Annotated in this window: 23 protein-coding genes; 8 read left to right on the top strand and 15 right to left on the bottom strand. The window is 35.7% G+C overall.

Annotated features, from left to right (window positions below):
* Positions 1-67 precede the first annotated feature (67 nt).
* The 8 genes from lapB to gyrA all read right to left on the bottom strand — a co-directional run bounded on the left by lapB (position 68) and on the right by gyrA (position 10067).
* Positions 68-1237 carry a lipopolysaccharide assembly protein LapB gene (lapB, locus tag Q4496_RS13735; RefSeq protein WP_215974518.1) on the bottom strand — a complete coding sequence of 390 codons (1170 nt, stop codon included), beginning with the start codon at positions 1235-1237 and terminating at the stop codon, positions 68-70.
* Between the two features lie 14 nt (positions 1238-1251).
* Positions 1252-1497 (bottom strand): lipopolysaccharide assembly protein LapA domain-containing protein, encoded by a 246-nt coding sequence (locus tag Q4496_RS13730; RefSeq protein ID WP_215974519.1) that lies wholly within the window; start codon positions 1495-1497, stop codon positions 1252-1254.
* Between the two features lie 153 nt (positions 1498-1650).
* The gene (gene ihfB, locus Q4496_RS13725; RefSeq protein WP_215974520.1) at positions 1651-1938 is read right to left on the bottom strand and encodes an integration host factor subunit beta; all 288 of its coding nucleotides are present in this window, start codon (positions 1936-1938) and stop codon (positions 1651-1653) included.
* Positions 1939-2083: 145 nt separating this feature from the next.
* Entirely contained in the window at positions 2084-3745 is a 1662-nt protein-coding gene (gene rpsA, locus Q4496_RS13720; protein WP_215974521.1) for a 30S ribosomal protein S1, read from the bottom strand.
* A gap of 144 nt (positions 3746-3889) precedes the next feature.
* Entirely contained in the window at positions 3890-4570 is a 681-nt protein-coding gene (gene cmk / locus Q4496_RS13715; protein ID WP_215974522.1) for a (d)CMP kinase, read from the bottom strand.
* Between the two features lie 85 nt (positions 4571-4655).
* The gene (gene aroA / locus Q4496_RS13710; protein WP_215974523.1) at positions 4656-5936 is read right to left on the bottom strand and encodes a 3-phosphoshikimate 1-carboxyvinyltransferase; all 1281 of its coding nucleotides are present in this window, start codon (positions 5934-5936) and stop codon (positions 4656-4658) included.
* 1 nt (position 5937) lies between these two features.
* A complete protein-coding gene (serC, locus tag Q4496_RS13705; RefSeq protein ID WP_215974524.1) occupies positions 5938-7026 on the bottom strand; it encodes a 3-phosphoserine/phosphohydroxythreonine transaminase in 1089 nt (362 codons plus the stop codon).
* 323 nt (positions 7027-7349) lie between these two features.
* Entirely contained in the window at positions 7350-10067 is a 2718-nt protein-coding gene (gyrA, locus tag Q4496_RS13700) for a DNA topoisomerase (ATP-hydrolyzing) subunit A (protein ID WP_303610656.1), read from the bottom strand.
* Between the two features lie 305 nt (positions 10068-10372).
* Between gyrA and ubiG the strand changes: the two genes are divergently transcribed.
* The 7 genes from ubiG to Q4496_RS13665 all read left to right on the top strand — a co-directional run bounded on the left by ubiG (position 10373) and on the right by Q4496_RS13665 (position 17024).
* Positions 10373-11101, top strand: a complete 729-nt coding sequence (gene ubiG, locus Q4496_RS13695; RefSeq protein WP_215974526.1) for a bifunctional 2-polyprenyl-6-hydroxyphenol methylase/3-demethylubiquinol 3-O-methyltransferase UbiG — start codon at positions 10373-10375, stop codon at positions 11099-11101.
* Positions 11102-11566: 465 nt separating this feature from the next.
* Entirely contained in the window at positions 11567-13837 is a 2271-nt protein-coding gene (nrdA, locus tag Q4496_RS13690; protein ID WP_215974527.1) for a class 1a ribonucleoside-diphosphate reductase subunit alpha, read from the top strand.
* Positions 13838-13988: 151 nt separating this feature from the next.
* Positions 13989-15119 carry a class Ia ribonucleoside-diphosphate reductase subunit beta gene (gene nrdB, locus Q4496_RS13685; RefSeq protein WP_215974528.1) on the top strand — a complete coding sequence of 377 codons (1131 nt, stop codon included), beginning with the start codon at positions 13989-13991 and terminating at the stop codon, positions 15117-15119.
* A gap of 20 nt (positions 15120-15139) precedes the next feature.
* A complete protein-coding gene (gene yfaE / locus Q4496_RS13680) occupies positions 15140-15430 on the top strand; it encodes a class I ribonucleotide reductase maintenance protein YfaE (RefSeq protein ID WP_303610655.1) in 291 nt (96 codons plus the stop codon).
* Positions 15431-15663: 233 nt separating this feature from the next.
* Positions 15664-16287: a septation protein A gene (locus Q4496_RS13675; protein ID WP_215974530.1), complete on the top strand. Its 624-nt coding sequence runs from the start codon at positions 15664-15666 to the stop codon at positions 16285-16287.
* Between the two features lie 8 nt (positions 16288-16295).
* On the top strand, positions 16296-16598 hold the full coding sequence (locus tag Q4496_RS13670; RefSeq protein WP_215974531.1) for a YciI family protein: 303 nt from the start codon (positions 16296-16298) through the stop codon (positions 16596-16598).
* Positions 16599-16619: 21 nt separating this feature from the next.
* Complete coding sequence (locus tag Q4496_RS13665; protein ID WP_215974532.1) at positions 16620-17024, top strand: lysozyme inhibitor LprI family protein; 405 nt, start codon at positions 16620-16622, stop codon at positions 17022-17024.
* 122 nt (positions 17025-17146) lie between these two features.
* On the opposite strand, the gene Q4496_RS13660 is transcribed toward Q4496_RS13665, so the two are convergent.
* A complete protein-coding gene (locus Q4496_RS13660; RefSeq protein ID WP_303610654.1) occupies positions 17147-17287 on the bottom strand; it encodes a hypothetical protein in 141 nt (46 codons plus the stop codon).
* A 276-nt stretch (positions 17288-17563) separates the two neighbouring features.
* Between Q4496_RS13660 and Q4496_RS13655 the strand changes: the two genes are divergently transcribed.
* Positions 17564-18625 (top strand): AI-2E family transporter, encoded by a 1062-nt coding sequence (locus tag Q4496_RS13655; RefSeq protein ID WP_303610653.1) that lies wholly within the window; start codon positions 17564-17566, stop codon positions 18623-18625.
* A gap of 274 nt (positions 18626-18899) precedes the next feature.
* On the opposite strand, the gene Q4496_RS13650 is transcribed toward Q4496_RS13655, so the two are convergent.
* The 6 genes from Q4496_RS13650 to Q4496_RS13625 form a co-directional block, all read right to left on the bottom strand.
* On the bottom strand, positions 18900-19298 hold the full coding sequence (locus tag Q4496_RS13650; RefSeq protein ID WP_303610652.1) for a hypothetical protein: 399 nt from the start codon (positions 19296-19298) through the stop codon (positions 18900-18902).
* A gap of 165 nt (positions 19299-19463) precedes the next feature.
* Entirely contained in the window at positions 19464-19688 is a 225-nt protein-coding gene (locus tag Q4496_RS13645) for a hypothetical protein (RefSeq protein WP_303610651.1), read from the bottom strand.
* A gap of 98 nt (positions 19689-19786) precedes the next feature.
* Entirely contained in the window at positions 19787-20611 is an 825-nt protein-coding gene (locus tag Q4496_RS13640; RefSeq protein WP_303610650.1) for a hypothetical protein, read from the bottom strand.
* 1326 nt (positions 20612-21937) lie between these two features.
* Positions 21938-24100, bottom strand: coding sequence for an AAA family ATPase (locus Q4496_RS13635; RefSeq protein WP_303610649.1), 2163 nt, complete (start codon positions 24098-24100; stop codon positions 21938-21940).
* 265 nt (positions 24101-24365) lie between these two features.
* Positions 24366-25543, bottom strand: a protein-coding gene (locus Q4496_RS13630; protein WP_303610648.1) for an IS3 family transposase whose coding sequence is annotated in 2 segments (ribosomal slippage) — positions 24366-25285 and positions 25285-25543 — 1179 coding nt in all. Because the reading frame shifts where the segments join, the coding sequence is not laid out codon by codon here.
* 43 nt (positions 25544-25586) lie between these two features.
* Positions 25587-25802, bottom strand: a 216-nt coding sequence (locus tag Q4496_RS13625) for a transposase (protein ID WP_303610647.1), incomplete at its 5' end; no start/stop codon positions are given.

Below are 25802 nucleotides of genomic sequence, written 5' to 3'. Positions count from 1 at the left end.
GGAGTTGACGATAGTCAATGAGTACTTCCGATGCAGTTATTGAGCTTTAGAACAAAGAAAGATTAAATTATTCACCTTCAAGGCCTCGAACTGGCTTAAGCTGTTCCCATTCGTGACATGATGGACAAGACCAATAATGGGTCGAACTATTAAAACCACAACTACGACAACTATACCTGTGTTTAAGTTTTAAATATTCACTGATTAGATCTTTTATTAAATCTAAACTAGCCTTGTTCTCTATTTGGTCACTTTGGCTCATTTCCATTTTAACTAGGTGTTTAAAGCCTCGAATAGTGGGTCTGCGTTTAAGTGCTGATAATAAAAACTCTTTAGCTTTTTTATTGCCATGTTTTTTTTCAACATGACTTAAATAAGAAATAAGCGCACTGGAACTTGCCGTTTCATCATAAACTTTTTTAATAAAACTAAAAAATTCATCACTAGCATCAAGGTCAAGATAACATTGATGCATTTGATCGATAACGTCAGGAAAGAAATCTTTATCCTGTGTATAGATATCTTGATAACATTTTCCCGCTAACTCGCACTGCTTATGATTTTCATAAATCTTAGCCATCAACCAATTAGCACGGCAAGAATTAGGATCCAACTTGAGTGCTTGTTCAAGTAATTCAATTACCTCAATAAATTTATCTTGCTCAAAAGCAGTTGTTGCTTGTTCACAATAAAAATTAGCTAACGTATGTAATAAACGTTTATCATTAAATTTAATGGCTAATTTTTTATGACTAATACCACGTTGCCAATCTTTAGTAGATTGAAATATTTGCAGCAAATAAGTTAATGATTTCAGTCCATAATCAGGAGATTTTAATAATTTATTAAACATTTTTTCTGCACGATCATATAGACCTGCACTTAAAAAATCTTTACCTAACTCGTAGACTGCTTGTTGTTTGTCTTTTGTAGGTAGGTTGCCATGACGAACTAAATGTTCATGTACTTTTAATGCTCTATCCAATTCACCTCTTTTACGAAAGAGATTAGCCATGGCAAAATGTGCTTCCACACTATCATCTTCAACTTTTAATGCATCAAGCAGTGAGTCTATTGCTTTATCTTTTTGATTAGAAAGTAAGTAGTTTAGTCCGGTGGAGTACTTGATAGACAAGTCTTGTTTAATGGTTTGATCTTTTTGCTTTATGCTATTTCTTCCCATAAACCAGCCATAGGCCATAGCTACTGGGAGTAGTAAGAAAAGGAGCTCTATCATTTGGTTACTTATTTCTATATTTCAGTTGAGCGGTTTTTGGCTAAAGACTTTTTACCCTTGCGGATCAATCGCCAAATAATGGTTGCTAACAAACCAAGAAAAAAACCAATCCCGGTAAATAAGCTAACAGCTGCTGCAATAGAAAGCTCAATTCTAGCGATCAAATAATTTAATGAAATTATTTGATCATTTTGGCTACCAAAAACAAAAGCAATGGCGAGTAAAATTAGAACTAATAAAAGAGTAAAATAAATTCGCACGTTGGACTGTCTCGCTTGAAGTTGTTGGTGAAATTACGTAAGCGTCTTTCGAATATAAAAAATAATTACCAAAAAAAAACGGCATACTAAAGTATACCGTTTATTATCCAATTTTTTTCTTGCTTTTGCAATGAGCTTACAATGATGCAGCGATTAAGCAGCTGAAAGATTAACTCTTTCTCGTAACTCTTTACCAGGTTTAAAGTGAGGTACGTATTTACCACTTAACTCAACTGATTCACCTGTTTTTGGGTTTCTACCAACTCTAGGAGCACGATAATGTAATGAAAAACTACCAAACCCTCTAATTTCAATGCGTTCTCCTTTAGATAAAGATTGCGCCATTAATTCTAAGATTTCTTTAATCGATTGTTCTACATCTCTAGCTGATAAATGGCTGAATTTATCACCTAGTTTTTCAATGAGTTCTGATTTGGTCATATGACCCTCCAGTATTCATCTAGCATCGTGCTAATGAGGTTAATATAAGAGGAGAATAATAACATTCTCCTCCCCTAGTCTTTTTATAGTGTAATACAATCTATAAAAAGTGCAAAAAATAAAATTAGTATCTTGTTACAAGATATTAGTTTTTAGCATTTTTAAACGCAGCAGCCATAGCACTTAAACCAGTTTCTTCAACTTGGTTTAGGTTTTCCATTGCATCACGTTCTTCTGCTTGATCTTTTGCTTTGATAGATAAGCTGATAGTACGGTTCTTACGATCCACACCCATAAACTTAGCTTCAACGTCATCACCAACTTTAATTACTGTAGATGCATCTTCGATACGCTCTACAGAAATGTCGCTAACACGTAAGTAACCTTCAACACTTTCAGCTAACTCAATTGTAGCGCCTTTAGCGTCAACTTCAGTTACTTTACCAGTAACGATAGTACCTTTCTTCTTATCAGTTAAGTACATGTTGAACGGGTCATCTTCAGCTTGTTTAACACCAAGAGAGATACGCTCACGCTCAGGGTCAACTTGAAGAACGATAGCAGTGATTTCATCGCCTTTCTTATAATCACGAACAGCTTCTTCACCGCCAGCCCATGAAATATCAGATAAGTGAACTAAACCATCTATGCCGCCATCAAGACCAATGAAGATACCGAAGTCAGTGATTGACTTAATCTTACCTGATACTTTATCACCTTTGTTGAAGTTTTTAGCAAACTCTTCCCAAGGGTTAGCGATACATTGTTTAAGACCTAAAGAAATACGACGACGTTCTTCGTCAATTTCTAATACTAGTACTTCAACAGTGTCACCTAAGTTAACAACTTTAGATGGGTGGATGTTTTTGTTAGTCCAATCCATTTCAGAAACGTGAACTAAACCTTCAACGCCTTCTTGGATTTCAACGAAACAACCGTAGTCAGTTAAGTTAGTTACACGACCAGAAAGTTTAGAACCTTCTGGGTAACGGTTAGCAATTGCTACCCATGGATCTTCGCCTAACTGCTTCATACCTAGAGATACACGAGTGCGCTCACGGTCAAATTTCAATACTTTAACTTGAATTTCATCACCAACATTTACGATTTCACTTGGGTGCTTAACGCGTTTCCAAGCCATATCTGTGATGTGAAGTAGGCCGTCAATGCCGCCTAAGTCTACGAATGCACCGTAATCAGTAAGGTTTTTAACGATACCTTTAACTTCTTGGCCTTCCGCTAATGACTCTAGTAATTCATCACGTTCTGCACTACCTTCTGCTTCGATAACAGCACGACGTGAAACAACTACGTTATTACGCTTTTGATCAAGCTTAATAACTTTGAATTCTAAATCTTTACCTTCAAGGTGAGCTGTGTCACGTACTGGACGTACATCAACTAATGAACCCGGTAAGAAAGCGCGAATATTGCTAACTTCAACCGTGAAACCACCTTTAACTTTACCGTTGATAACACCGATAATAGTTTCTTTTTCTTCGTAAGCTTTTTCAAGTACTTGCCATGCTTCGTGACGTTTAGCATCGTCACGTGAAAGTATAGTTTCACCGAAACCATCATCTGTAGCTTTAAGCGATACATCTACTTCATCACCAACAACCGCTTCAACTTCGCCAGCAGCGTTTTTGAATTGGTCGATTGAGATTACACTCTCAGATTTAAGACCAGCGTCAACAATTACGTTGTCTTTGGTTACTTTAACGATTGTGCCACGGATAATTGAACCCGGGCGAGTTTCGATTTCTTTTAAACTTTCTTCAAAAAGTTCTGCAAAATTTTCCATCATAACTTGTCTATTAACTCAGTTATTAATCCAGTCAACATCATTGTTTCATGGGGTTATTAATTTAGCCTCGGTACATCCATGACGTAGGCTTTAGTTAAATTTATTTTTATTTAGTTTTTCAACATCAATAAAAAAAATAAGGGTTTATGTTAACTTTCCATTCGCAAATGAAAGGACTTTATTGACCACTTCTTGTATAGAAAGGCCAGTAGAATCAATAATTAACGCACCTTCTGCGGGAATAAGAGGAGCGACTTCTCGGTTGCTATCTCTTTCATCTCGTTGACGTATGTCATCCAAAAGGCGCCCGATTTTAACATCAAAGCCCTTCTCTTTCAACTGATTAAATCGGCGTTCTGCTCTTTCTTCTGCACTAGCCGTCAAAAAAACCTTCACTGGTGCTTTAGAGAAAACAACAGTTCCCATATCGCGACCATCAGCAACTAACCCAGGAGCAACACTAAATGCACGCTGTCTACGTAATAAAGCTTCACGAACACGCGGAAAAGCAGCAACTTTTGATGCTAGAGCACCAATTTCCTCTGTTCGAATGGTGTCAGTAACATCTTCACCTTCTAAAATAACTTTACTTTCGCCTTCACCCGTTATTTCAAATTGTACATCAAGGTGCGCTGCCATAGGAATCAAGTGTTCTTCATCATCAAGATTAACATGATGATGTTGGGTTGCTACAGCAAGTACACGATAGATAGCACCACTATCGAGTAGGTGCCAACCAAGCTGTTCAGCAACAATTCTGGCAACAGTTCCTTTGCCTGCCCCACTTGGGCCATCAATAGTAATGACGGGAATGCTTTCCAGCATACATATTTCTCCTTATCTCAAAAATCGGCAGAATTATACTGGATTTATGTATTAAAATCGCCAAAAAAAATATTTTGTAACCTGTTTAACAAGAAACTTGTGCTAATTTGTCAAAGTAGTCAGGAAATGTTTTCGCCGTACATTTAGGGTCATTGATAGTGACAGGTGTATCACTTAATGCCACAAGCGAAAAACACATAGCGACACGATGATCATTATAAGTATCAATTTCAGCATGCTTTAATGAAGCTGGCGGAGTTATAGTAATAAAATCTTCACCCTCTATTACTTCTGCCCCTACCTTTCTAAGCTCTGTTGCCATAGCAGTTAATCTATCAGTTTCTTTTACTCGCCAATTATAAATATTACGAATGGTTGTTGTACCTTTCGCAAAAAGTGCCGCTGTTGCAATAGTCATTGCAGCGTCAGGGATATGATTCATATCCATATCAACTGCCGTCAATGGTTTACCTACAACACTGATTGATTCATCAGCCCAAGTAACTTCTGCACCCATTTTTTCAAGCACATCGGCAAAATGTTTATCACCTTGAACACTTAATGTTCCAACACCATGTACTGTAACTTTTCCACCTTTAATTGCACCGGCAGCTAAAAAGTATGACGCTGAAGAGGCATCCCCTTCAACCATGTACTTTTCAACAGCTTGGTATGATTGGTTACCTGTAACGATAAAGGATTGATAGTTATTATTTTGCACATCCACGCCAAATCGACTCATGATATTAAGTGTAATATCTATATATGGCTTAGAAACTAATTCACCTTCAATTTCGATATTGGTGTCTGTTGCTAATAAAGGGGCAACCATTAATATCGCTGTTAAAAACTGGCTTGAAATTGAACCATCAATACTAACAGTTTTACCTGTTAACGCTTTACCAGATATTTTTACTGGTGGGTAATCTTTATTTTCAAGGTACTCTATACCAGCACCAAGTTGTGCAAGTGCATCAACCAAATGACCAATAGGTCGCTCTTTCATTCGTGGTTCACCTGTTAAAACAAATTCCCCTTCACTGGCAGCTAATGCAGCACATAATGGACGCATTGCAGTACCTGCATTACCCAAATATAAGTCTAAAGGTTTATCTGTTTTAAAAAAGCCATTATTGCCAACAACAGTACATTCTGTACCACAATCACTTAACGTGTATTTAATACCAAGTGTTGTTAATGCGTTAAGCATATGCTCAATATCTTCACTAACAAGTAAGTTAGTAATTTTAGTCACGCCATTAGCCAATGCGGCAATTAGCAATGCACGATTAGATAAGCTTTTTGAGCCTGGTAAGAAAATCTCGCCGTTAATCTTGCCAATTGGCTGTAATGTTAACTGCTCCATACTACTTATTCCCCTTTTCAAATTCTTGCATAAAATCAACCAACGCTTGCACACCTTCAATTGGCATTGCATTGTATATACTTGCACGCATACCACCGACAATTCTATGACCTTGTAAAGCCATTAAGCCTTGTTGTTCAGCTTGTGCTAAAAACGTTTCATTTAAGCTTTCATCTTTAAGCCAAAATGGGATATTCATTTTACTACGATACTTGTGTTCAACAGTGTTTTGATAAAAATCACTGGCATCGATTGTTTGGTACAACAATTCAGCTTTAGCCTGATTGACTTTAGCTATGGCGCTCACTCCACCTAGTGCTTTAAGCCATTGAAAAACTAATCCTGCTAAATACCATGCATACGTTGGTGGCGTGTTATACATAGAATCATTATTGGCTGAAGTTTCGTAATTCATAATACAAGGTGTTGCTTTTTGTGCATTCCCAAGTAAATCTTCACGAACAATGACAATTGTTAACCCTGAAGGTCCAATGTTTTTCTGAGCTCCAGCATAAATAACACCAAATTTAGTGACATCTATTTCATGAGATAAGATAGTTGATGACATATCAGCAACAAGTGGAATGCCATTGGTATCAGGTACATCATTAATTTCAATGCCATCAACCGTTTCATTCGGACAGTAATGAACATAAGCAGCATCACTATTGAGTGGCCATTGTTCACTCGGCATTAAGCTTATTTCACCATCAGAATGCTCTTCTCGAATATTAATCACATTAATTTCACCGAAGTTTTGCGCTTCAATAGCTGCCGCTTTTGACCATGAACCATTCACGATATAATCAGCAGATTTACCTGGTGGCAATAAGTTTAGCGGTACCGCTGAGAATTGACCTCGTCCGCCACCATGGCAAAATAATACTTTATAATTGCTTGGGATAGCCATAAGTTCACGTAAATCTGCTTCAGCTTTTGCAGCCATAGCCATATATACACTACTACGATGACTTAGCTCCATTACTGAGCTACCTGTATTATTCCAATGAATAAACTCTTTTTGTGCTTTTGCCATTACCGGCTTAGGTAACATTGCTGGACCCGCACAAAAATTAAATATTTCTGACATTATCTTTTTCTCAAAATAGGTGACTTTAACTTATCAAGCCTTAAAATATACACTTGATATACCGTTCATCCTGAACATACACGTGCTTTGCCATCAGGATAATTGCTCCTTGCATAATCCTAATAAGTTACCTCCTTGTAACGACATGGCACCGCAAAATACTGCTCCTCTTGAACATACACGCTCTTTACCATCAGGATAATTGCTCCTGCATTATCCTAATAAGTCACATCCTTGTAACGACATGGCACCGCGAAATACCGTTCATCCTGAACATAAAAAAAGGCGGTTATTAGCCGCCTTTATTTCATATGTGACGCCTATTATTGGTCGTCGGGTGTACTTTCGTTATCTAATTGTTCATTACTTTCAGAAGTATCAGGGGATAATGTTTGCTCTGCTTCAATAGCATCTACATTCTCACCTTCTTCTCCTTCGGGTAATTCTGGCTCAATAACCTCATCAATACGTTGAAGTGCAACAACATGTTCACCTTCAACTGTACGAATTAAACGAACACCTTGGGTATTACGACCAATAACACTCACTTCATTAACACGCGTTCGTACTAATGTACCGTTATCAGTGATAACCATAATCTCGTCAAGATCTTCAACTTGAACAGCGCCAACAACTTTACCGTTACGTTCACTAACTTTAATAGAAACAACACCTTTCGTTGCTCTACTCTTCGCAGGATACTCATTTAGGTCAGTACGTTTACCAAAACCATTTTCAGTAATGGTTAAAATAGGACCGTCATTCTTAGGAACAATCAGTGATACTACCTTTTGATCGTCTTCAAGTTTAATACCACGAACACCAGTACCGGTTCTACCAATAGGTTTTAACGCCCAACGTTGTTCACCTGTTTCAGGATCAAGCTTAATTTCACCTGTTTCACTATCACGAACTTTTTCGTTGAAGCGTACAACTTTACCCGCATCGGAGAACAACATGATGTCATTATTACCATCTGTAATATCAACACCAATTAAGGTATCGTCATCACGTAGATTTAACGCAATAATACCGTTAGCTCTTTGATTTTTATAAGCAGTTAACGCTGTTTTCTTAACAGTACCAGACGCTGTCGCCATGATAATGTATTTATCTTCCTCATACTCACGTACAGGTAGAATTGCTGTAATACGTTCATCATTCTCTAATGGTAAAATATTAACAATTGGACGGCCACGGGCCGTTCTACTTGCTAGTGGTAACTGATAAACTTTCAACCAGTACAACTTACCGCGATCTGAGAAGCATAATATAGTATCATGAGTGTTAGCGACTAATAAGCGTTCAATAAAATCTTCTTCTTTCATCTTAGTTGCAGCTTTACCTTTGCCACCACGACGTTGAGCTTCATAATCACTTAACACTTGGTACTTAACATAACCTTCGTGAGAAAGTGTTACGACAACATCTTCCTCAGTTATTAAATCTTCTAGTGATAAATCATGAGACGCATTAGTAATTTCTGTTCGGCGTTCATCACCAAATTCATCTCTAATAACTTCTAGTTCTTCGCGAATAACTTCCATTAAACGCTCAGGACTTTCTAAAATAAGCATTAATTCAGCAATAAGATCTAATAACTCTTTGTACTCATTTAGAATTTTTTCATGTTCAAGACCACTTAACTTATACAATTGTAGTTCTACAATCGCCTTTGCTTGAACCGGCGTTAAATAGTATTTATTATCACGAATACCAAATTGTGGCTCTAACCACTCAGGACGAGCTGCATGAGTACCTGCTCGCTCTAGCATTGCGCTAACATTACCTAAGTCCCAACCATGAGCAACTAACTGCTCTTCCGCTTCTTTTCTTGACGGAGAGGTTTTAACTAATTCAATGATAGGTTCAATATTAGCAAGCGCAATCGATAGACCTTCTAATATATGTGCTCGATCACGGGCTTTTCTAAGTTCGAAGATAGTACGACGCGTAACAACTTCACGGCGATGAAGAACAAACTCTTCAAGCATTTCTTTTAGATTAAATATTTTCGGTTGGCCATTACCTAATGCCACCATATTAAAACCAAAAGATACTTGCATTTGCGTAAGTTTAAATAAGTTATTTAATACAACTTCACCTACGTCGCCACGTTTAATCTCGATAACCATACGCATGCCGTCTTTATCAGACTCATCACGTAATGCTGAAATACCCTCAAGACGTTTTTCTTTAACAAGCTCAGCCATTTTTTCAATCAGGCGTGCTTTGTTAACTTGGTAAGGTAATTCGTGAACAATGATTGTTTCCTTACCTGATGTTTCGTGAACTTCAATTTCTGCACGTGCACGAATCTTTATTTTACCACGACCTGTTCGGTATGCTTCTTCTATACCTGCTCTACCACTAATAATAGCGGCAGTAGGAAAATCAGGACCAGGGATATGCGTTAAAAGTTCTTCAAACGTAATGTCACTGTTATCGATTAACGCTAAACAACCGTTAATAACTTCTGTTAAATTATGCGGTGGAATATTAGTAGCCATACCAACAGCAATACCTGAACCACCATTAACAAGTAGGTTAGGAATACGGGTAGGCATTACTGCTGGAATAAACTCTGTACCATCATAGTTAGGTACAAAATCAACAGTTTCTTTATCTAAGTCGGCAAGAATCGAATGCGCAATTTTAGACATTCTAATTTCGGTATAACGCATTGCAGCTGCACTATCACCATCAACAGAGCCGAAATTACCTTGACCATCAACCAACATATAACGTAAAGAAAATGATTGCGCCATACGAACGATAGTATCGTAAACAGCAGTATCACCGTGCGGGTGATATTTACCTATAACGTCACCAACCACACGGGCTGATTTTTTATAAGGTTTGTTCCAATCATTCCCTAAAACTTCCATAGCGAATAATACGCGACGATGTACAGGTTTTAATCCATCGCGAACGTCAGGCAATGCACGCCCAACGATTACGCTCATGGCATAATCTAGGTAGGATGTTTTTAACTCATCCTCAATATTTACTGGAACTATTTCTTTGGCCAGATCTGACATATATAGACGTATCCCTTAACTTAAAATGTAACTATAAAATCACAATATTTTTATTATTATATTTTCATAAAAAATATATAAATCAACGCGGCATAATAGCACAATTTTGAGTGATGCCAAACAGCTTTATTTGCCCATTTACAAGGTGATGGAGTACTAATAAAAAAGTGATGATAAAAACAACAAATGCACAGTTAAATTGATCTACTCTATTACTTTAGCTGCTGTTTGCGCTTCGTTTGCGCTTTGCTTAGTTAAAAGTTTCGTTTAGAATTGAATAATTCAAAAATTAACTAGATATAACCATGACAGAAACTAATAAAATGCTGAATGTGAATGATGCTGAGATTGCTAAATTTGAGCAAATTGCAAATCAGTGGTGGGATTTAACAGGTGATTTTAAACCATTACATCAGGTTAACCCACTAAGAGTACAATTTATATGTCAGCATATTAGCGAACAACAAAGCGAACTCTTTTCTAAAAAGGTAATTGATGTTGGCTGTGGTGGTGGTATTTTATCAGAATCTTTAGCTAAATTAGGTGCTAATGTTACTGGTATTGATATGGGAACTGAACCACTTAACGTTGCTAAGTTACACGCACTCGAGTCAGGTTTAACAATTAATTACGAAAAAATAACCGCTGAAGAAAAAGCACAACAAAACCACGAAAGTTTTGACATGGTAACTTGTATGGAAATGCTAGAGCATGTTCCCGACCCTGCTTCTATAATAAATGCTTGTGCAAACTTAGTAAAACCTGGTGGTTTAGTCTTTTTCTCAACACTCAATAAAACAGTCAAATCTTATTTACTTGCTATTTTAGCCGCAGAGAAAATATTTAAGTTAGTACCTGATGGTACACATGAGCATGATAAGTTTATCAAGCCTTCGCAATTAATAAGTTGGGCTGAACAATGTGGGTTAAATTGTATTGATGCTAGCGGTATTCATTACAATCCAATTTCTGAGAATCATAAATTAACAAATAACTTAGATGTGAACTACATTTTGTGCTGTAAGAAAATATAATTTACGCATTTGTTTTTTTTTCAATCAAGTTGTTCAAACTACAAACAAAACAGCTAAGCAATTGATTTAAATAATTATTTTTATTTCTCTCAAATTCCATATTTAATCGTTGTGAAAATATATTAAAATTAATTAAAATATTTTTAGCGAATTATTTATTTAAAAATAAAGATTGATTTTAGCAAATTACTAAAGCTTTTAATGGTAGTAGGTTAGTCATTACTAACCTAATGCAATCAATCGAAAAATCAAGTGAAATTAGCACTTTTTTATCACTTGCAATAATAACCAAACCTCATTATCTTGTGTCTATATTTACAAACAAACCCTAGATGTTGTGCATGCACTTTTTAACCAGTCTATTTATTAGGCTATTTGAAAAGCAGGTACAACACAGGACTCTTTAGTGATAAATAACGTTTTAAAACTAAAGAAAACAATAACAATTTACACCACAGGCCTTTCATGACTAATAAACTTTTTGTTACTAAGCGTAATGGCGAAAAAGAACCCATCGATTTAGAGAAAATTCACCGCGTTATTGCTTGGGCAGCTGAAGATCTTGATGACGTTTCTGTTTCTCAAGTTGAATTAAAATCTCATATTCAATTTTATGATGGTATTAAAACGGCTGATATTCATGAAACGATTATTAAAGCAGCCGCAGATTTAATATCAGAAGAGACACCTGATTATCAATATTTAGCTGCCAGACTAGCGGTTTTTCATTTACGTAAGAAAGCTTATGGCCAATTTGAGCCACCAAAACTATATGACCATATAGTGAAGCTGGTTGACTCAGGTAAATATGATCAACATTTATTAGTTGATTACGATGAAAGCGATTTCGAACATATGTCGCTATTTTTAGATCATAGTCGTGATTTAAACTTCAGCTATGCTGCAGTTAAGCAACTCGAAGGTAAATACTTAGTACAGAACCGTGTTAATGGTGAAATTTATGAAAGCGCACAGTTTTTATATATTTTAGTTGCTGCCTGTTTATTCGCTAAATATCCGAAAGAAACTAGGTTAAGTTATATTAAGGGGTTCTATAACGCTATATCAACCTTTAAGATATCGTTACCAACCCCAATAATGGCGGGTGTTAGAACACCAACTCGTCAATTTTCATCATGTGTATTAATAGAATGTGATGATTCTTTAGATTCGATTAACGCAACATCAAGCGCAATAGTAAAATATGTTTCTCAACGTGCTGGAATTGGCGTTAATGCAGGACGTATTCGTGCATTAGGTAGTACTATTCGTAATGGTGAAGCATTTCATACCGGTTGTATCCCTTTCTACAAACATTTCCAAACAGCCGTTAAAAGTTGTTCACAAGGTGGTGTTCGTGGCGGTGCCGCTACCTTGTTCTATCCGCTTTGGCATTTAGAAGTTGAAAGCTTACTAGTACTTAAAAACAATCGTGGTGTTGAAGAAAACCGTGTTAGACATTTAGATTACGGCGTTCAATTTAACAAAGTCATGTATCAACGTCTGATTAAAGGTGGCCATATTACCCTGTTTAGCCCTAGTGATGTTCCAGGACTTTATGATGCATTCTTTGAAGATCAAGACAAGTTTGAAGCGCTTTATGTACAATATGAAAACGATGATTCAATTCGTAAAAAACGCATTAAAGCAATAGAGTTATTTACGTTATTCGCACAAGAGCGTGCGAGTACTGGCCGTATATATTTACAAAACGTTGACCATTGTAATACTCATAGTCCGTTTGACCCAAGCAAAGCCCCTATTCGTCAAAGTAACTTGTGTTTAGAAATTGCCTTACCAACTAAGCCAATGACTGATATCAACGATGAAAATGGTGAAATAGCACTCTGTACCTTATCTGCTTTTAACTTAGGTGCAATTGAGTCTCTTGATGAACTAGAAGAGTTGGCCGATTTAGCCGTACGTGCGCTAGATAACTTATTAGATTATCAAGACTACCCTATTCCTGCGGCCCGTAGTGCGAGTTTAGCACGCCGTACGTTAGGCATAGGTGTAATCAATTATGCTTATTATTTAGCTAAAAATGGCTTATATTATTCAAACGGTAGTGCCAATAATTTAACCCATAAAACCTTTGAAGCCATCCAGTATTATTTACTGAAAGCGACTAACGGTTTAGCAAAAGAAAAAGGTGCTTGTCCTAAGTTTGATGAAACTCGTCTTGCTCAAGGTATTTTACCAATTGATACTTATAAAAAATCTATTGATGATATTACCGGTGAACCGTTACATTTAGATTGGGAATCATTGCGCGCAAGTATTCAAAAATATGGTGTACGTAATTCAACTGTATCGGCTTTGATGCCATCTGAAACTTCATCTCAAATATCAAATGCAACAAATGGCATTGAACCACCTCGTGGTTTGATCAGTGTTAAAGCCAGTAAAGATGGCATACTAAAACAAGTTGTACCTGAGTATCAGAAACTTAAAGACAATTACGAATTACTTTGGAATATCCCAAGCAATGAAGGTTATTTAGAGCTTGTTGGTATTATGCAAAAATTTGTTGACCAAACTATTTCTGCAAATACCAATTATGATCCGGCTAAGTTTGACGGTGGCAAAGTGCCAATTAAACAAATTTTAAAAGACATATTAACTGCTTATAAGCTTGGTGTTAAAACCATGTATTACCATAACACTCGTGATGGTGCGAATGATGATATGGAAGTAGAAGATGATAGCTGCGCTGGTGGTGCTTGCAAAATATAATACCTAAGTGATTACGTAATCAGGTATATAACAATCATCAAATAATATAACGAACACAATTCAACAAATGAAATCAAATGAATCGGGTAATTTTACTCGATTCATTATTGTCGTTTAAAACAATGGCAATATATTAAGGGATAAATAAATAATGACGTACACCACGTTTAATCAGACGCCTAATAATGCTTTACTTGAACCAATGTTCTTAGGTAATAGTGTTAATGTTTCTCGTTATGACCAGCAACGATATGTCGCTTTTGAAAAATTAATTGAAAAACAGCTTTCATTTTTTTGGCGACCAGAAGAAGTTGATGTTTCAAAAGATAGATCTGATTGGCAAGGTTTAACTGACTCTGAAAAACATATTTTCATTTCAAATTTAAAATATCAAACTTTACTTGATTCAATGGCTGCACGTTCAGTTAATGCAGTTTTATTACCTCTAGTATCATTACCCGAAGTTGAAACTTGGGTAGAAACCTGGGCATTTAGTGAAACCATTCACTCACGCTCTTACACGCATATTTTACGTAATTTATTTACCGATCCAGGTGAAGTTTTTGATGACATTATTGTCAACCCGGCAATTTTAAAACGTGCAAGTAGCATTTCAAAATATTTTGATGACGTTATTCTAACCACACAATTGTTACAATCACTTGGTGAAGGCGCGTACGACATTGAAGGGAAAACTATCGAGGTAAGTAAACGTAAGCTTAAAGAACGTTTATATTTAGCTATATGCTCTGTTAACGCCTTAGAAGCAATCAGATTTTACGTTAGCTTTGCTTGTTCATTTGCTTTTGCGGAACGTGAATTACTTGAAGGCAATGCAAAAATTATTAAATTAATTGCTCGCGATGAAGCACTTCATTTAACGGGAACTCAGCATATTTTAAACAATTGGATGACAGGTAAAGACGATCCTGAAATGCAAGAAATAAGCATTGAATTACGTGATGCTGGTTTACAAATATTCTTAGATGTTGTTGAACAAGAAAAAGAATGGGCACAATACTTATTTAAAGATGGTTCAATGATCGGATTGAATGCCGAAATATTGAATCAATACATCGAATATATTTCCAACCAACGCCTTTCTGCCATTGGTTTTGGTGCGCCATTCGATATAAAAAGCAACCCACTCCCTTGGATGAATGCTTATTTAGTTAGTGACAATGTACAAGTAGCTCCTCAAGAAACAGAGATATCAAGTTACTTAGTTGGCCAAGTAGATTCAACTATTGATGCTGATGATTTTGATGATTTTGATTTGTAAAACCGTTTAAATATCTTTCTATGCCTGCATCAAGTAAACCTTCGATAAAACCAGTGCCACAAATTAGTGTCAACGGTAAGGTCATAGCGTATAAGCAATCAAAGCAAAGCTTATTGGAATGTTTAGAGCAGGCAGGTGTCGAAGTTCATTATCACTGTCGAGATGGATTTTGCGGAGCTTGTCGAGTCACGCTAGCCTCAGGAGAGATAAGCTACCCTGATGGGGAGCCGTTAGCCTTTATCGGCGAAAATGAGATCCTACCTTGCTGCTGTGTTCCCGTTACTGATATTAGTTTAAAAATTGATGAATAATAAAGACATCTTAACTATTTTTTGAGATGTCTTTGTCACCACTCTTTAATTATTTTACATATAGAAATATTAAATACACTTAAAAAATCAAATACTAAGCTCAATAGTTACTATTTAAACAATACTTACAAAGAAAGTAGGTTTATTTTACAAGATACTGAGCTTTAACTTTTAAAGTATAGGAAGTTTCGTTAAACTCAATTCATCAGTATCTTCCTTGTAATAATTATAATATGCATGCACTTTTTGAATACATTCCATTAGTTATCTTTTTTGTAGTAAATAAATTTGTCGATATTTATTGGGCTACCGCTTCATTAATTGCTAGTTCAGCCTTACAAATTCTTTATTACATTATTAAAAAAGAAAAAGTCCCCACACGTAATTGGATATTTTTTGGTTTAATCGCTGTTTTTGGTGGCTTAACTATCTTTTTACACGATGAAGCTTTTATTAAATGGAAAGTAACGATCATCAATGAGTTTTTTGCTGTTGCGCTACTCGTTAGTTATTACCTATTTAAAAAGAATATTATTAAACAATTTTTATCTGAATCAATAAACCTTCCCGATCCTATTTGGACTAAACTAAACCTAGCTTGGGCACTTTTCTTTGCCTTATGTGGTGTACTAAATTGGTATGTTGCTTTTAACTTTGACTTAGAAACTTGGGTAAATTTTAAAGTATTTGGCTTAACTGGGCTTATGTTTGCCTTCTCAATTATCACAATATTATCTTTACACAAATATATGCGTGATGACAGCGAAGACATAACTAACGCAATTGAAGATAGTATTGAAATAAATTCAAATGTAATAAGTAAACCTCAACACAACAAAGATAATGACAAAATATAGGAAAACAAATGTTATATTTAATATACAGTGAAGACGTCAGCAACAGTTTAGAAAAACGCTTATCAGTAAGAGAGCTTCACTTAGCTCGCTTAAGTACTCTACAAAGTGAAGGACGCTTATTAGTTGCAGGCCCATGCCCCGCTATAGATAGTAATGATCCGGGTGCAGCTGGCTTTACGGGCTCATTAATTATTGCAGAGTTTGATGACCTAACAGCAGCACAACAATGGGCTGATGCTGATCCCTATATTGCAGCCGGTGTTTATGAAAAAGTCACCGTGAAGCCTTATAAAAAAGTATTACCTAATTAATAATTTTCTTCTATTTAAAATATGATTAACAAGAGAACTATCTCAAGCGTATTAATATTTACGTATCAATTACTTTCTGCTCCTGTCTACGCTCATGATCCGTTAGACGCATGCTTAGAGGTAGAGCAAACGGCTAAAAGCCAATCACTCTGCCTTGATAATTTAAAAGAAGTGGTTGAACGCGAATTGCAAACATGGATAAACACCCATATTTTAAACTTGGAAGAGAAAATAACAGCTACTTGGCGCCCAGCAGCACTAAAACTTTTCAGACGTTCAGAAAGTGACTTTGTTGCTTTTCGAGAGCATGAATGTCGGTGGCAATATTTTGCGACACCACCAGAAAAAAGTGCAACATTAACATATAAACGATGCTACATATTAATTACTCAAAATCGTATAGATCAATTGAGTAAGACACTGTAAAGAATATTAACAGTAGCGGCATATTAGTATTAATAATATCAAATAATATCCATAAAAAAGTCAGCTATTTACATCGCTGACTTTTATTAAATTCATCAAGTTATTCCAAACAATTTAAACAATTAATCTTTACTCTTTTGAATCTGTTCTATTTCTAATAAAACGCTATCTTCATCACTGAGTAAAACAGCTAACCAGCGTCCTTCAGGCGTACTTTCTAACCCTATTTTTAAAATCATGGTTAATGGGACACTCAATAACATACCAACAGTTCCTAATTTATCTGATACTAGTTTTCTCTAGGTTATCCATGTGTGTGCATGCAATAGGAGTAAGGTAAAAATATATTACCACTATAGACCCTGTATATACTAGAAATTTATAAAAGAAACAGGACAATAAAAAATATTATTTATTATAGATTACTACTGGACACGTCTAACAGTGATTTATTATGTAGAATCCATTTAGATTTATAGCTAGAATTTAAATGAAGCACATGTTACAAAAACAATATCATTAACAAGGTTATATTTTACATGAGTAATTTACAGCAACAGTCTACCTCTATTTTGGTAACCCTAGCATCAATAGTAATTATCATCACAGGATTAAAATTCGCAGCACCATTGCTGAGCCAATTTTTAATGGCTTTATTTATTGCTGTGGTTTGTACACCTCCTATTGGATGGATGGAAAGTAAAAAAGTGCCTCGTGGTTTAGCTATATTAATTGTACTTACAGTTATAATGATTTTTGTTTATTCTGTTATGGTTTTAGTTGGAGATTCTATTAATTCCTTCAATAGCAATAAGGAATTTTATATTGAACGATTAAATACTCGTTTCACTGATTTGGTGGTTTGGCTAGATGGAATTGGGGCACCAATAGACAGTTTTGAGATTAAATCCCTGTTTGAAAAAATAGATATCATGACTCTAATAACACAAGTCGTAGGTGGCGTAGGTGTAATATTTGGCGATTTCTTCATCATCTTCCTTAGTGTTATATTTTTACTCGCTGAAACAACAAGCTTCCCGTCTAAGTTTTCGAAAGCATTTTCAAACTCTAAAGAAAAAATGTTTCATGTAAACCATGTATTAAGCAAAATCCGTCATTACCTGGCAATTAAAACCATTACAAGCCTTATAACTGGTGTACTAGCTACTGCACTATTGTTAATAATAGAAGTTGACTACCCTTTCTTATGGGGAATGGTAGCTTTTCTGTTAAATTACATTCCTTCAATTGGTTCCTTAATTGCTGCAATACCACCTTTATTACTTGCACTAGTGCAACTAGGGTTTGGGGCGTTTGTATGGACTGGCATAGGCTATTTTGTAATTAATAATTTGATTGGTAATTTTGTTGAACCAAAACTAATGGGGAAAATGCTTGGTCTTTCGACTTTTGTGACATTTGCTTCACTAATTGGTTGGGGTTTCATTTTTGGCCCAATTGGAATGTTTCTTTCCGTACCATTAACAATGATCATTAAAATTTCACTAGATACTAGTGAAAAAACCAGATGGTTAGGGATTATGCTAGGCCCAGAAGTTGAGGCTTCTGAAGAGGTTATTTGTGTGGGGCAGCACAAATAATAAAAAATACATCAGCAGGTGAAAAACCTAGCATATTAGTTAAATTTTGTGATAGACCCTAAAGGCTGTTAGGCGCAATTTATCTGGCGTTCAAATATATACTTTTCACAACGCTCAATATAAGGGTTTGTAGTTGAATTAAAGTAGTGTTCATATTAAGTAACCAAAGTGGTTATTATGTCCACTACTTGTTCTACAAGTTTAATTTATAATGATTTTGACCTGTTCTCAATATAATTTAATATGTAGAGCATTGATGAAAGCTCCACATAATTCAAAACTGGTAGCCTATTTGAAGAAAACCACCATAGTTATCTTTATAATCTGCATTAGTTAAATGGGAAGATATTCCAATGTTCATACCTGAATTCCCAATACCATTAAAAAAATATGTATAGCTAACACCTAGTCCATAAATATCATTTTCTTCAGTTTCAAAATTTCCATTTACTTTTATTGTGTTACTTTCATGTCCAACCATGCTGATATATAAGCCTAAACCATGCTTATTGTTATCAGGACTAAACAAGTCGGTATTAACCCACCCTAAACCTAAGCCACATTCAGCACCGTTATTTGAACTATACTCAATGCATCCTATCGATATATATTTCATATCTTTATCAGATATAATGGCAAAGTTTGAGCCTATTCCACTATAAATTGATCCCATACCTAAACCGAAGGAGTACCTTTGTTCATTAGCCTCACTTTTGGTTGGGATTAAGAACAAAAGAGTGATTATTGGTAAAATATATGTTTTGATTTTATTTCTCCATTTTAGAGTACTGATTTTCAATAGCTCGTTGACTTATTATAATTTAACTGCACGTGAATATTAATTATTACAAGCACAAGCAGTCTCACCATTTTTTTGTATCCATTCTTGATAATCACCGTCTGCACACCTAGCTTCTATTTTAGGGCAATCATCTGATCTATATGATATTTCATTACCAGTAATAACTTTAAAAGCTTCTTCAACTAACTGCTGATTTCCTCGGTTATTATTGTGTGAGCAACTACTGATTATTAAAAGAAGCATAATTGTAATAATTTTCATGTAAACTATTTTCCTAAGTTGTATAGTATGAAATATTGAAATAATATTTTAAGCAATTCAATATTCCATAGAATTACAAATATCAGATCAGTAAGTTTCTAATTTATATTTCCACAGGTTGTGCAATTTATGCCGCCATTAAAAATCATATCACCAACTGTATAAGAAGTGGATAAAGTGCCATCACTTACACTTACGCTTACTTCATATACGCCATTATATTGAGGTGCAAATGAAATTGAAGAACTGTTTGTAGTAATTGATTCGGTTTGATTGTAAAAATTATTTTCAAACTTCCAAATCACGACAGGCTCACCGTTCCCTTCTCGTTTTGTTTTAGAGTAATTATCAAGTGTAATGCTAACACTTGCTAAAATAGAAGATCCACCACTTATATTGCCAGATGAAACAACAGGTTTATTGTGTCCCCAGACTTGTATTGCTTCACATAAAGGAACGAAGTTATCATCAACCCATTTAATTCCATCCCAAACCTGCTGTCTCACTTCCTTATCTGTAGCAATGACAGTTATGTAGTTGCTACCTCTAGAAATGTTAATATGGTAGTCTTCACTTGCGGTTAGGTTTGTGTGCATCGTAGGAAAAAGGTTTCCTGAAAAATAAGAGAACTTTCTAGTTGTTTCATAAGTAGGATAAAGATCACCTGATTTCCAAAAAAATTGATGGTTTTGTTTAGCTTTAACCTTAAAAGTATTGCCGCTTTCAGTGTAAAGCCCACTTTTAGTAGAGATTACATTTTCAAAAGCTCCTGCTACACCAATTGTATTGTGTGCGTATACAGGGCTAAATATAGCACCTGCATTTTGACAAAGTGAATCTTGTGTGCTAGAAGGTAGCTCTATACCGAAAAGATTAGTTGATATTAAGTATACTGAAGTTAAAGCAAGGGTTTTTATTTTCATTTTAGAAAATCCTTTTATAGTAGTTATTACAGTTGTAGCCAATTGACTGTAGATACATGTACTTTGCTATATTTACTTTTGATAGACTAAATCAGCAATATGTTTAGAGTAAAAAACGATATAACGATATATTGTTAAAAAATTTTTATTTCTTTATATAGCTAAAGAATATGGAAGTTCAATAGGATAGAGTTCACCTGTTTGACTACTAATTTCATCATACATAATTGAAAGTATTGATAGGGCTATTGCGAAAACTCGCACGATTCCATTGAAAAACTTGAATCCTTTCATCTAATATCCCTTTATTCCATGTTAATCCATTTCAAAATGCAAGTATGTACTAACAAATCAAAAAACTAAAAAAACCTTAACAAACAATAACTTTAAAGTCAATAAATATTTTATCAAACATATTAATATCATAAAATACAAAGACATATGTTAACGCCACCCTAAAACCGCGATTATTTGCCGAACACTAGATTTTTTCTTTATATCTACGAATTTTTAATATTTTTGAATTATTATGAAATTGGGTTATACAACTATTTCCAAGGCAATAATATTTTGTTCTCAGCGATTAAAACTCAATAAAAAATTGTTTGTTTATTCGCTAGTCCAATCTGAAATGGTTATAAACTGGTATTAATATTTAAAGGTTTTGGTGTTCTCATGCATGATAGCCCTAGACAGTATGGTTGCCTTAAATGCAACAGACCTACAGTCATTTGTAGGCACTGTGATCGGGGGAATAGATATTGTAAGCAGTGTGCTCCAATCATGTACTTAAAAGCTCGTCGCAGGGCTAAACAAAAGTATCAAAAAACCTACCAAGGTCGCATTAATCATGCAGCAAGGCAAAAGCGTTATAGAAATCGTTTGAAAAAAAAAGTGACGCATCAGTGTTCCAAGGTTATATCACTTCGTGATTTACTGGTTAATAATGGGAATTCTGTTGAGGATACTTTTAAGTCTGAAAAGAAACCATATACTAAAGAGATTTTTTGCTATTCCTGCAATAATATTTGCTCTCCGTTTCTTCGACATCACTCGTTAAATACTTATGTTCAGAAGAACCACATAAAACTCCCCCACTAAAAATAGATCTTTGAATTAGTGAATGCTAAATCTGATTATATATAACATTTTTGAATAAAAAACCATTTCATATATTTTTATGGTATTGTGTTGCGGCAAATAACTGCGGATTTACGTCAGCACTAACAGGCATATATGATTACATTGACTCACAAGAATTTTGGCGATAATTAATTCCTTTCCTCCTCGCTGACGCGAGGTGAAATCTATTTTTACTTAATTCGATTAAGATACTTTGTTGTTTAAAACATCTAATTCATGATATCTATCAAGATCAAACAAAGTTTTCAGTGTTTTCCACCTTTCCTTGGCCATTATAGCGTTGGCAAGAGCATTTTTATTACCAACAAAAACGCTTAATTTGGAATATCTTGTAAGAGCAGTATAAATCATACTTCTTTCAACAAAATTATTTTTCTTCCTTTTGTTATATGGCTCAGGCATGACAATGATCGTATTTTTAAATTCAGAGCCTTGAGTTTTATGAATAGTAATACACCAACCCAGTTTGATCCGAGAAGCAAAGATATCTTGTTCAGTCAATTTGTAGGACTTGTGATGAAAATCAAAATGCGCATACTCATAATCATCTTCGTATTCAATACCTATAAACTCACCAATATCACCATTTTGCAACCCCATCTCGTGATTGTTTTCAGTACAAATCACCCTATCTCCTCGATAAAATCGACTTAAATAACAAGCAGAATCATCTGCCATAACCTCTTGAGTTAACATTTTTCTTTGAACGAATTTATTAATTTTATCGACCAACTGCTTAGTGGGAGCGATAATTTGTGATTCCCTCATACCTAACTTAATCGCGCAATCAAATGACTCCTCGATCAAATCTGAATTTACACACTCAGACAGATAGACCCCCAAAGCATCACCACCCCCTTCAAAAAGTGGTACTTCAGGCATTTTACCTTTTCTGATGGCTTGAGCAGCTTGTTTAATTGGGTTCTCATTTGCTTGACGATGAATTTGATTAAGTTCAATGTAGGGAACTACTTTAGAGTCATGTAACTTGTGCCAAACAACGCCAAAGCCTACTGGAGCTAGCTGACCAATATCACCAGCCATGAATAGATGATATTCAACATTTCCAAGTGCAGCCAATAGTTGATTAAACAACCCCAAATCTGGCATTGAAGATTCATCCATAACGATTATCGGCTTTTGATTTAATTTTAAGTTAAAAGGGCTATCTTTCTTAGCTTTTTTGGTTTTGTAGATGGCATTAATAAATGAGTGAATAGTAAAACATGTCGGCTCTTCAATTTCTAAATCAGGGTCTTTAGTCTGAATATTATTGATCAGCCCTTGTTTATGTAAATCTCGGTAGATTTTCCTCTGAGCAACTCCTGCTAGAGCAACAAAATAAACGGGCCTATCTATCTCAATCCCTACCGCTTTGATGCCAGATAATGCCGTTGTTTTGCCTGTCCCACCCTCACCTTGGAGAACTACGAGACCTGTTGTGAAAGCCATTTTAATAGCCTCAACCTGCTTAGCGACTAATCCATATCCATTTGTTTTTTCGAATTTGGCAGCATACTTTTCTGTAGCTTTCGAAACATATTCAATTTCTAATGCATCAAAAAGTTGTCCTTGCATTGGACTATTTAAATTCAACAATTTAGAAAAAGATTTTTCTACGTATATTTCTAGTTCGGCTGGACCAACGCCTTGCAAGCAATCACCTATTAGACAAGCGGTTCTGTTTTTTAAAGCAAGCTTTATCGCCTCTTCACCCAACTGTTGGTCATTTAGTAGTGAAGCAAGGTCTTCGTTTGCCTTTTTAATTAAAATGGCTGTATGACCCTCTGATAGCGCGTCATAAACAATTTTATCTACAGAACCAAGTAGCCTTCTAGGGTCGTCATCACTAATTTCAAGTTTTTCTTTTAAGTCTTCAGCTAATATCCATGCTTTCTTAGCCAATCGGCTTCCAAAAGCCAATAAACAGTATGGATTGGATTTAATAGTTTCATGACATGTTGTTCCAAGTAGAGATATTATCTTGTTAATTTCATTGTTATCTAGCCCGGAGTCAGCTAGAAATAGAGCTGTATCGATCTCTGCTTGAAGCTCATGATACCCATCAATAACGCCTCTCGCTCTTACGTAATTGCCGTTAAATGCATCCATTAAGGATTTACTGTTGTAATTTTCCAAATCTGCCATAAAGAGAGTAAAACTACCAACATGATCTATGGCTTTTTGAAGTCGCTTGGGACCGAGACCTAATCCTTCAAAAGCTGGGTGTTTGTTAAAATAATATAAATAGACTGGAGGAATAAGAAGAGGAGATTTTACTAGCTCAATCTCAATAATTTCCATGGGGATTGGAATAGGGCTACATTTTTCAACTAATAATTGCAAAGTATTTTCAAAAGTAACCCACCTACCATAAGCTTCTACAAATTCCCCTTATCCTTTTTGTATCGGATACCTGTTATTATTGCGTCACCAGCTCCCAATTTACCCTTAAATACGTTGGTTACTCGCACTATTACTTTTACTTCAACCATCGATACCCCCTGCCACCAGACTCTAAAAGGTTTTGACGTTGGTTTTCAACTTTCTCATGAATGGCATCCACTTCCTTTTTCGCATCTTTTACATCTGTTAAAGATCTATGTAGTGGTCAACTAATTTTGGCCACGGATTTGTATTCAAGCCAGTATCTTTTCTCTGACTCATTTGGTGTTAATCCTCCGTTATAACTGTGAGGCCTAACTTTGCTGTAATATCCAATGATGTAGTTAATAATTGACTTTTCAGCTTCAATAAATGAGCGATAACCTGTTGTTGGTACCCATTCTGTTTTTAAACTTCTAAAAAATCGCTCCATCGGACTATTATCCCAACAGTTACCACGACGGCTCATGCTTTGCTTAATCTGATATCGCCACAATAACTGACGGTAGTTCCTGCTTGTGTAAGTACTTCCCTGGTCTGAATGAAACATCACATTGCTTGGTCGACCTCTTGATTCAAATGCCATTGATAAGGCTTTCGCTGCTAACTTAGTATCGGGCGAATACGACATTGCCCAACCCACTAGTTTTCGGGCAAATAAGTCCATCACAACAGCTAGATAAGCCCAACGAGCGCCCGTCCAAATAAACGTTATATCACCGCACCAAACTTTATCCGGCTGGCATACGGCAAACTGACGTTCAAGTGTGTTCGGTATCGCTAAATGCGGCTGTGTTGCCTTCTTGTATTTGTGACTTGGCAGCTGACAACTAACTAAGCCTTGTTCTTTCATCAAACGCGTAGCAACATAACGGCTAATCGCTAAGCCTCTTGTGGTGGCAATAACTGAAATGGTGCGAGCACCTGCCGAGCTATTACTTTGTGCGTGAATGCTTTTTACCATCGCCAGTGCTTTAACCTTTTTAGGCTTAATACGTCTACCTTGCTTTGCCCAATACTTGTAGCTGCTGCGATGAATAGCAAACACATCGCAGCAGCGTTTAACGGTATGACTCCCTTTAAGGGCTTTGATTATCGCGAACTGTTGAGTGAGTCCGACATCAAGAGAGCCGTAGCCTTTTTTAGAATCTCCTTTTCTTCTTCAATGCGAGCAATACGCTTTTTAAGTGCACGAATTTCAAGTTGGTCTGGTGTTAATGGCATGGCTTTACTCGTTAAACCATTGCGCTCATTTTTTAATTGGCGAACCCATTTATCTAACGATGATTTACCTACATTCATGGCTTTTGCCGTTTCAAGTACAGTGTGGCCTTTATCAACGACTAATTGAGCACATTCGAGTCTGAATTCTGGTGTAAAATTGGGTCTTGTTCTTTTTGTCATAGTGTCACCTAAAGTTTGATGAGGTGTATAATAACACCTCTAGTTAGGTGGCCAAATTAACTATGCCACTACAGTTTACTTTTTCCTTCCCGCGTAAGGTCAATTTATTCATGCCTTTGTTGACGGTAATATTGCCAAACACTGGCTCGATAGCACCTAATCGCTTACTGTATTGTCGTCGACCGATTGGGCTGTCTATTTTAACCTTCATTTTGTCAATGTAGCTTAGCTGTTTACACGATTCATCATTTTTAAACTG

Origin of the sequence: Colwellia sp. 5_MG-2023 (genome assembly GCF_030547795.1) — a bacterium.
GTDB lineage: Bacteria > Pseudomonadota > Gammaproteobacteria > Enterobacterales > Alteromonadaceae > Colwellia.
The sequence above is the reverse complement of the archived record's forward strand: the minus strand, read 5'-3'. Positions and strand labels throughout refer to the sequence as shown.

Coding starts and splice junctions, on each gene's coding strand:
- lapB (WP_215974518.1), bottom strand. CDS start 1,237: ATGATAGAGCTCCTTTTCTTACTACTCCCAGTAGCTATGGCCTATGGC.
- ihfB (WP_215974520.1), bottom strand. CDS start 1,938: ATGACCAAATCAGAACTCATTGAAAAACTAGGTGATAAATTCAGCCAT.
- rpsA (WP_215974521.1), bottom strand. CDS start 3,745: ATGATGGAAAATTTTGCAGAACTTTTTGAAGAAAGTTTAAAAGAAATC.
- cmk (WP_215974522.1), bottom strand. CDS start 4,570: ATGCTGGAAAGCATTCCCGTCATTACTATTGATGGCCCAAGTGGGGCA.
- aroA (WP_215974523.1), bottom strand. CDS start 5,936: ATGGAGCAGTTAACATTACAGCCAATTGGCAAGATTAACGGCGAGATT.
- serC (WP_215974524.1), bottom strand. CDS start 7,026: ATGTCAGAAATATTTAATTTTTGTGCGGGTCCAGCAATGTTACCTAAG.
- gyrA (WP_303610656.1), bottom strand. CDS start 10,067: ATGTCAGATCTGGCCAAAGAAATAGTTCCAGTAAATATTGAGGATGAG.
- ubiG (WP_215974526.1), top strand. CDS start 10,373: ATGACAGAAACTAATAAAATGCTGAATGTGAATGATGCTGAGATTGCT.
- nrdA (WP_215974527.1), top strand. CDS start 11,567: ATGACTAATAAACTTTTTGTTACTAAGCGTAATGGCGAAAAAGAACCC.
- nrdB (WP_215974528.1), top strand. CDS start 13,989: ATGACGTACACCACGTTTAATCAGACGCCTAATAATGCTTTACTTGAA.
- yfaE (WP_303610655.1), top strand. CDS start 15,140: ATGCCTGCATCAAGTAAACCTTCGATAAAACCAGTGCCACAAATTAGT.
- Q4496_RS13675 (WP_215974530.1), top strand. CDS start 15,664: ATGCATGCACTTTTTGAATACATTCCATTAGTTATCTTTTTTGTAGTA.
- Q4496_RS13670 (WP_215974531.1), top strand. CDS start 16,296: ATGTTATATTTAATATACAGTGAAGACGTCAGCAACAGTTTAGAAAAA.
- Q4496_RS13665 (WP_215974532.1), top strand. CDS start 16,620: ATGATTAACAAGAGAACTATCTCAAGCGTATTAATATTTACGTATCAA.
- Q4496_RS13660 (WP_303610654.1), bottom strand. CDS start 17,287: ATGTTATTGAGTGTCCCATTAACCATGATTTTAAAAATAGGGTTAGAA.
- Q4496_RS13655 (WP_303610653.1), top strand. CDS start 17,564: ATGAGTAATTTACAGCAACAGTCTACCTCTATTTTGGTAACCCTAGCA.
- Q4496_RS13650 (WP_303610652.1), bottom strand. CDS start 19,298: ATGGGATCAATTTATAGTGGAATAGGCTCAAACTTTGCCATTATATCT.
- Q4496_RS13645 (WP_303610651.1), bottom strand. CDS start 19,688: ATGAAAATTATTACAATTATGCTTCTTTTAATAATCAGTAGTTGCTCA.
- Q4496_RS13640 (WP_303610650.1), bottom strand. CDS start 20,611: ATGAAAATAAAAACCCTTGCTTTAACTTCAGTATACTTAATATCAACT.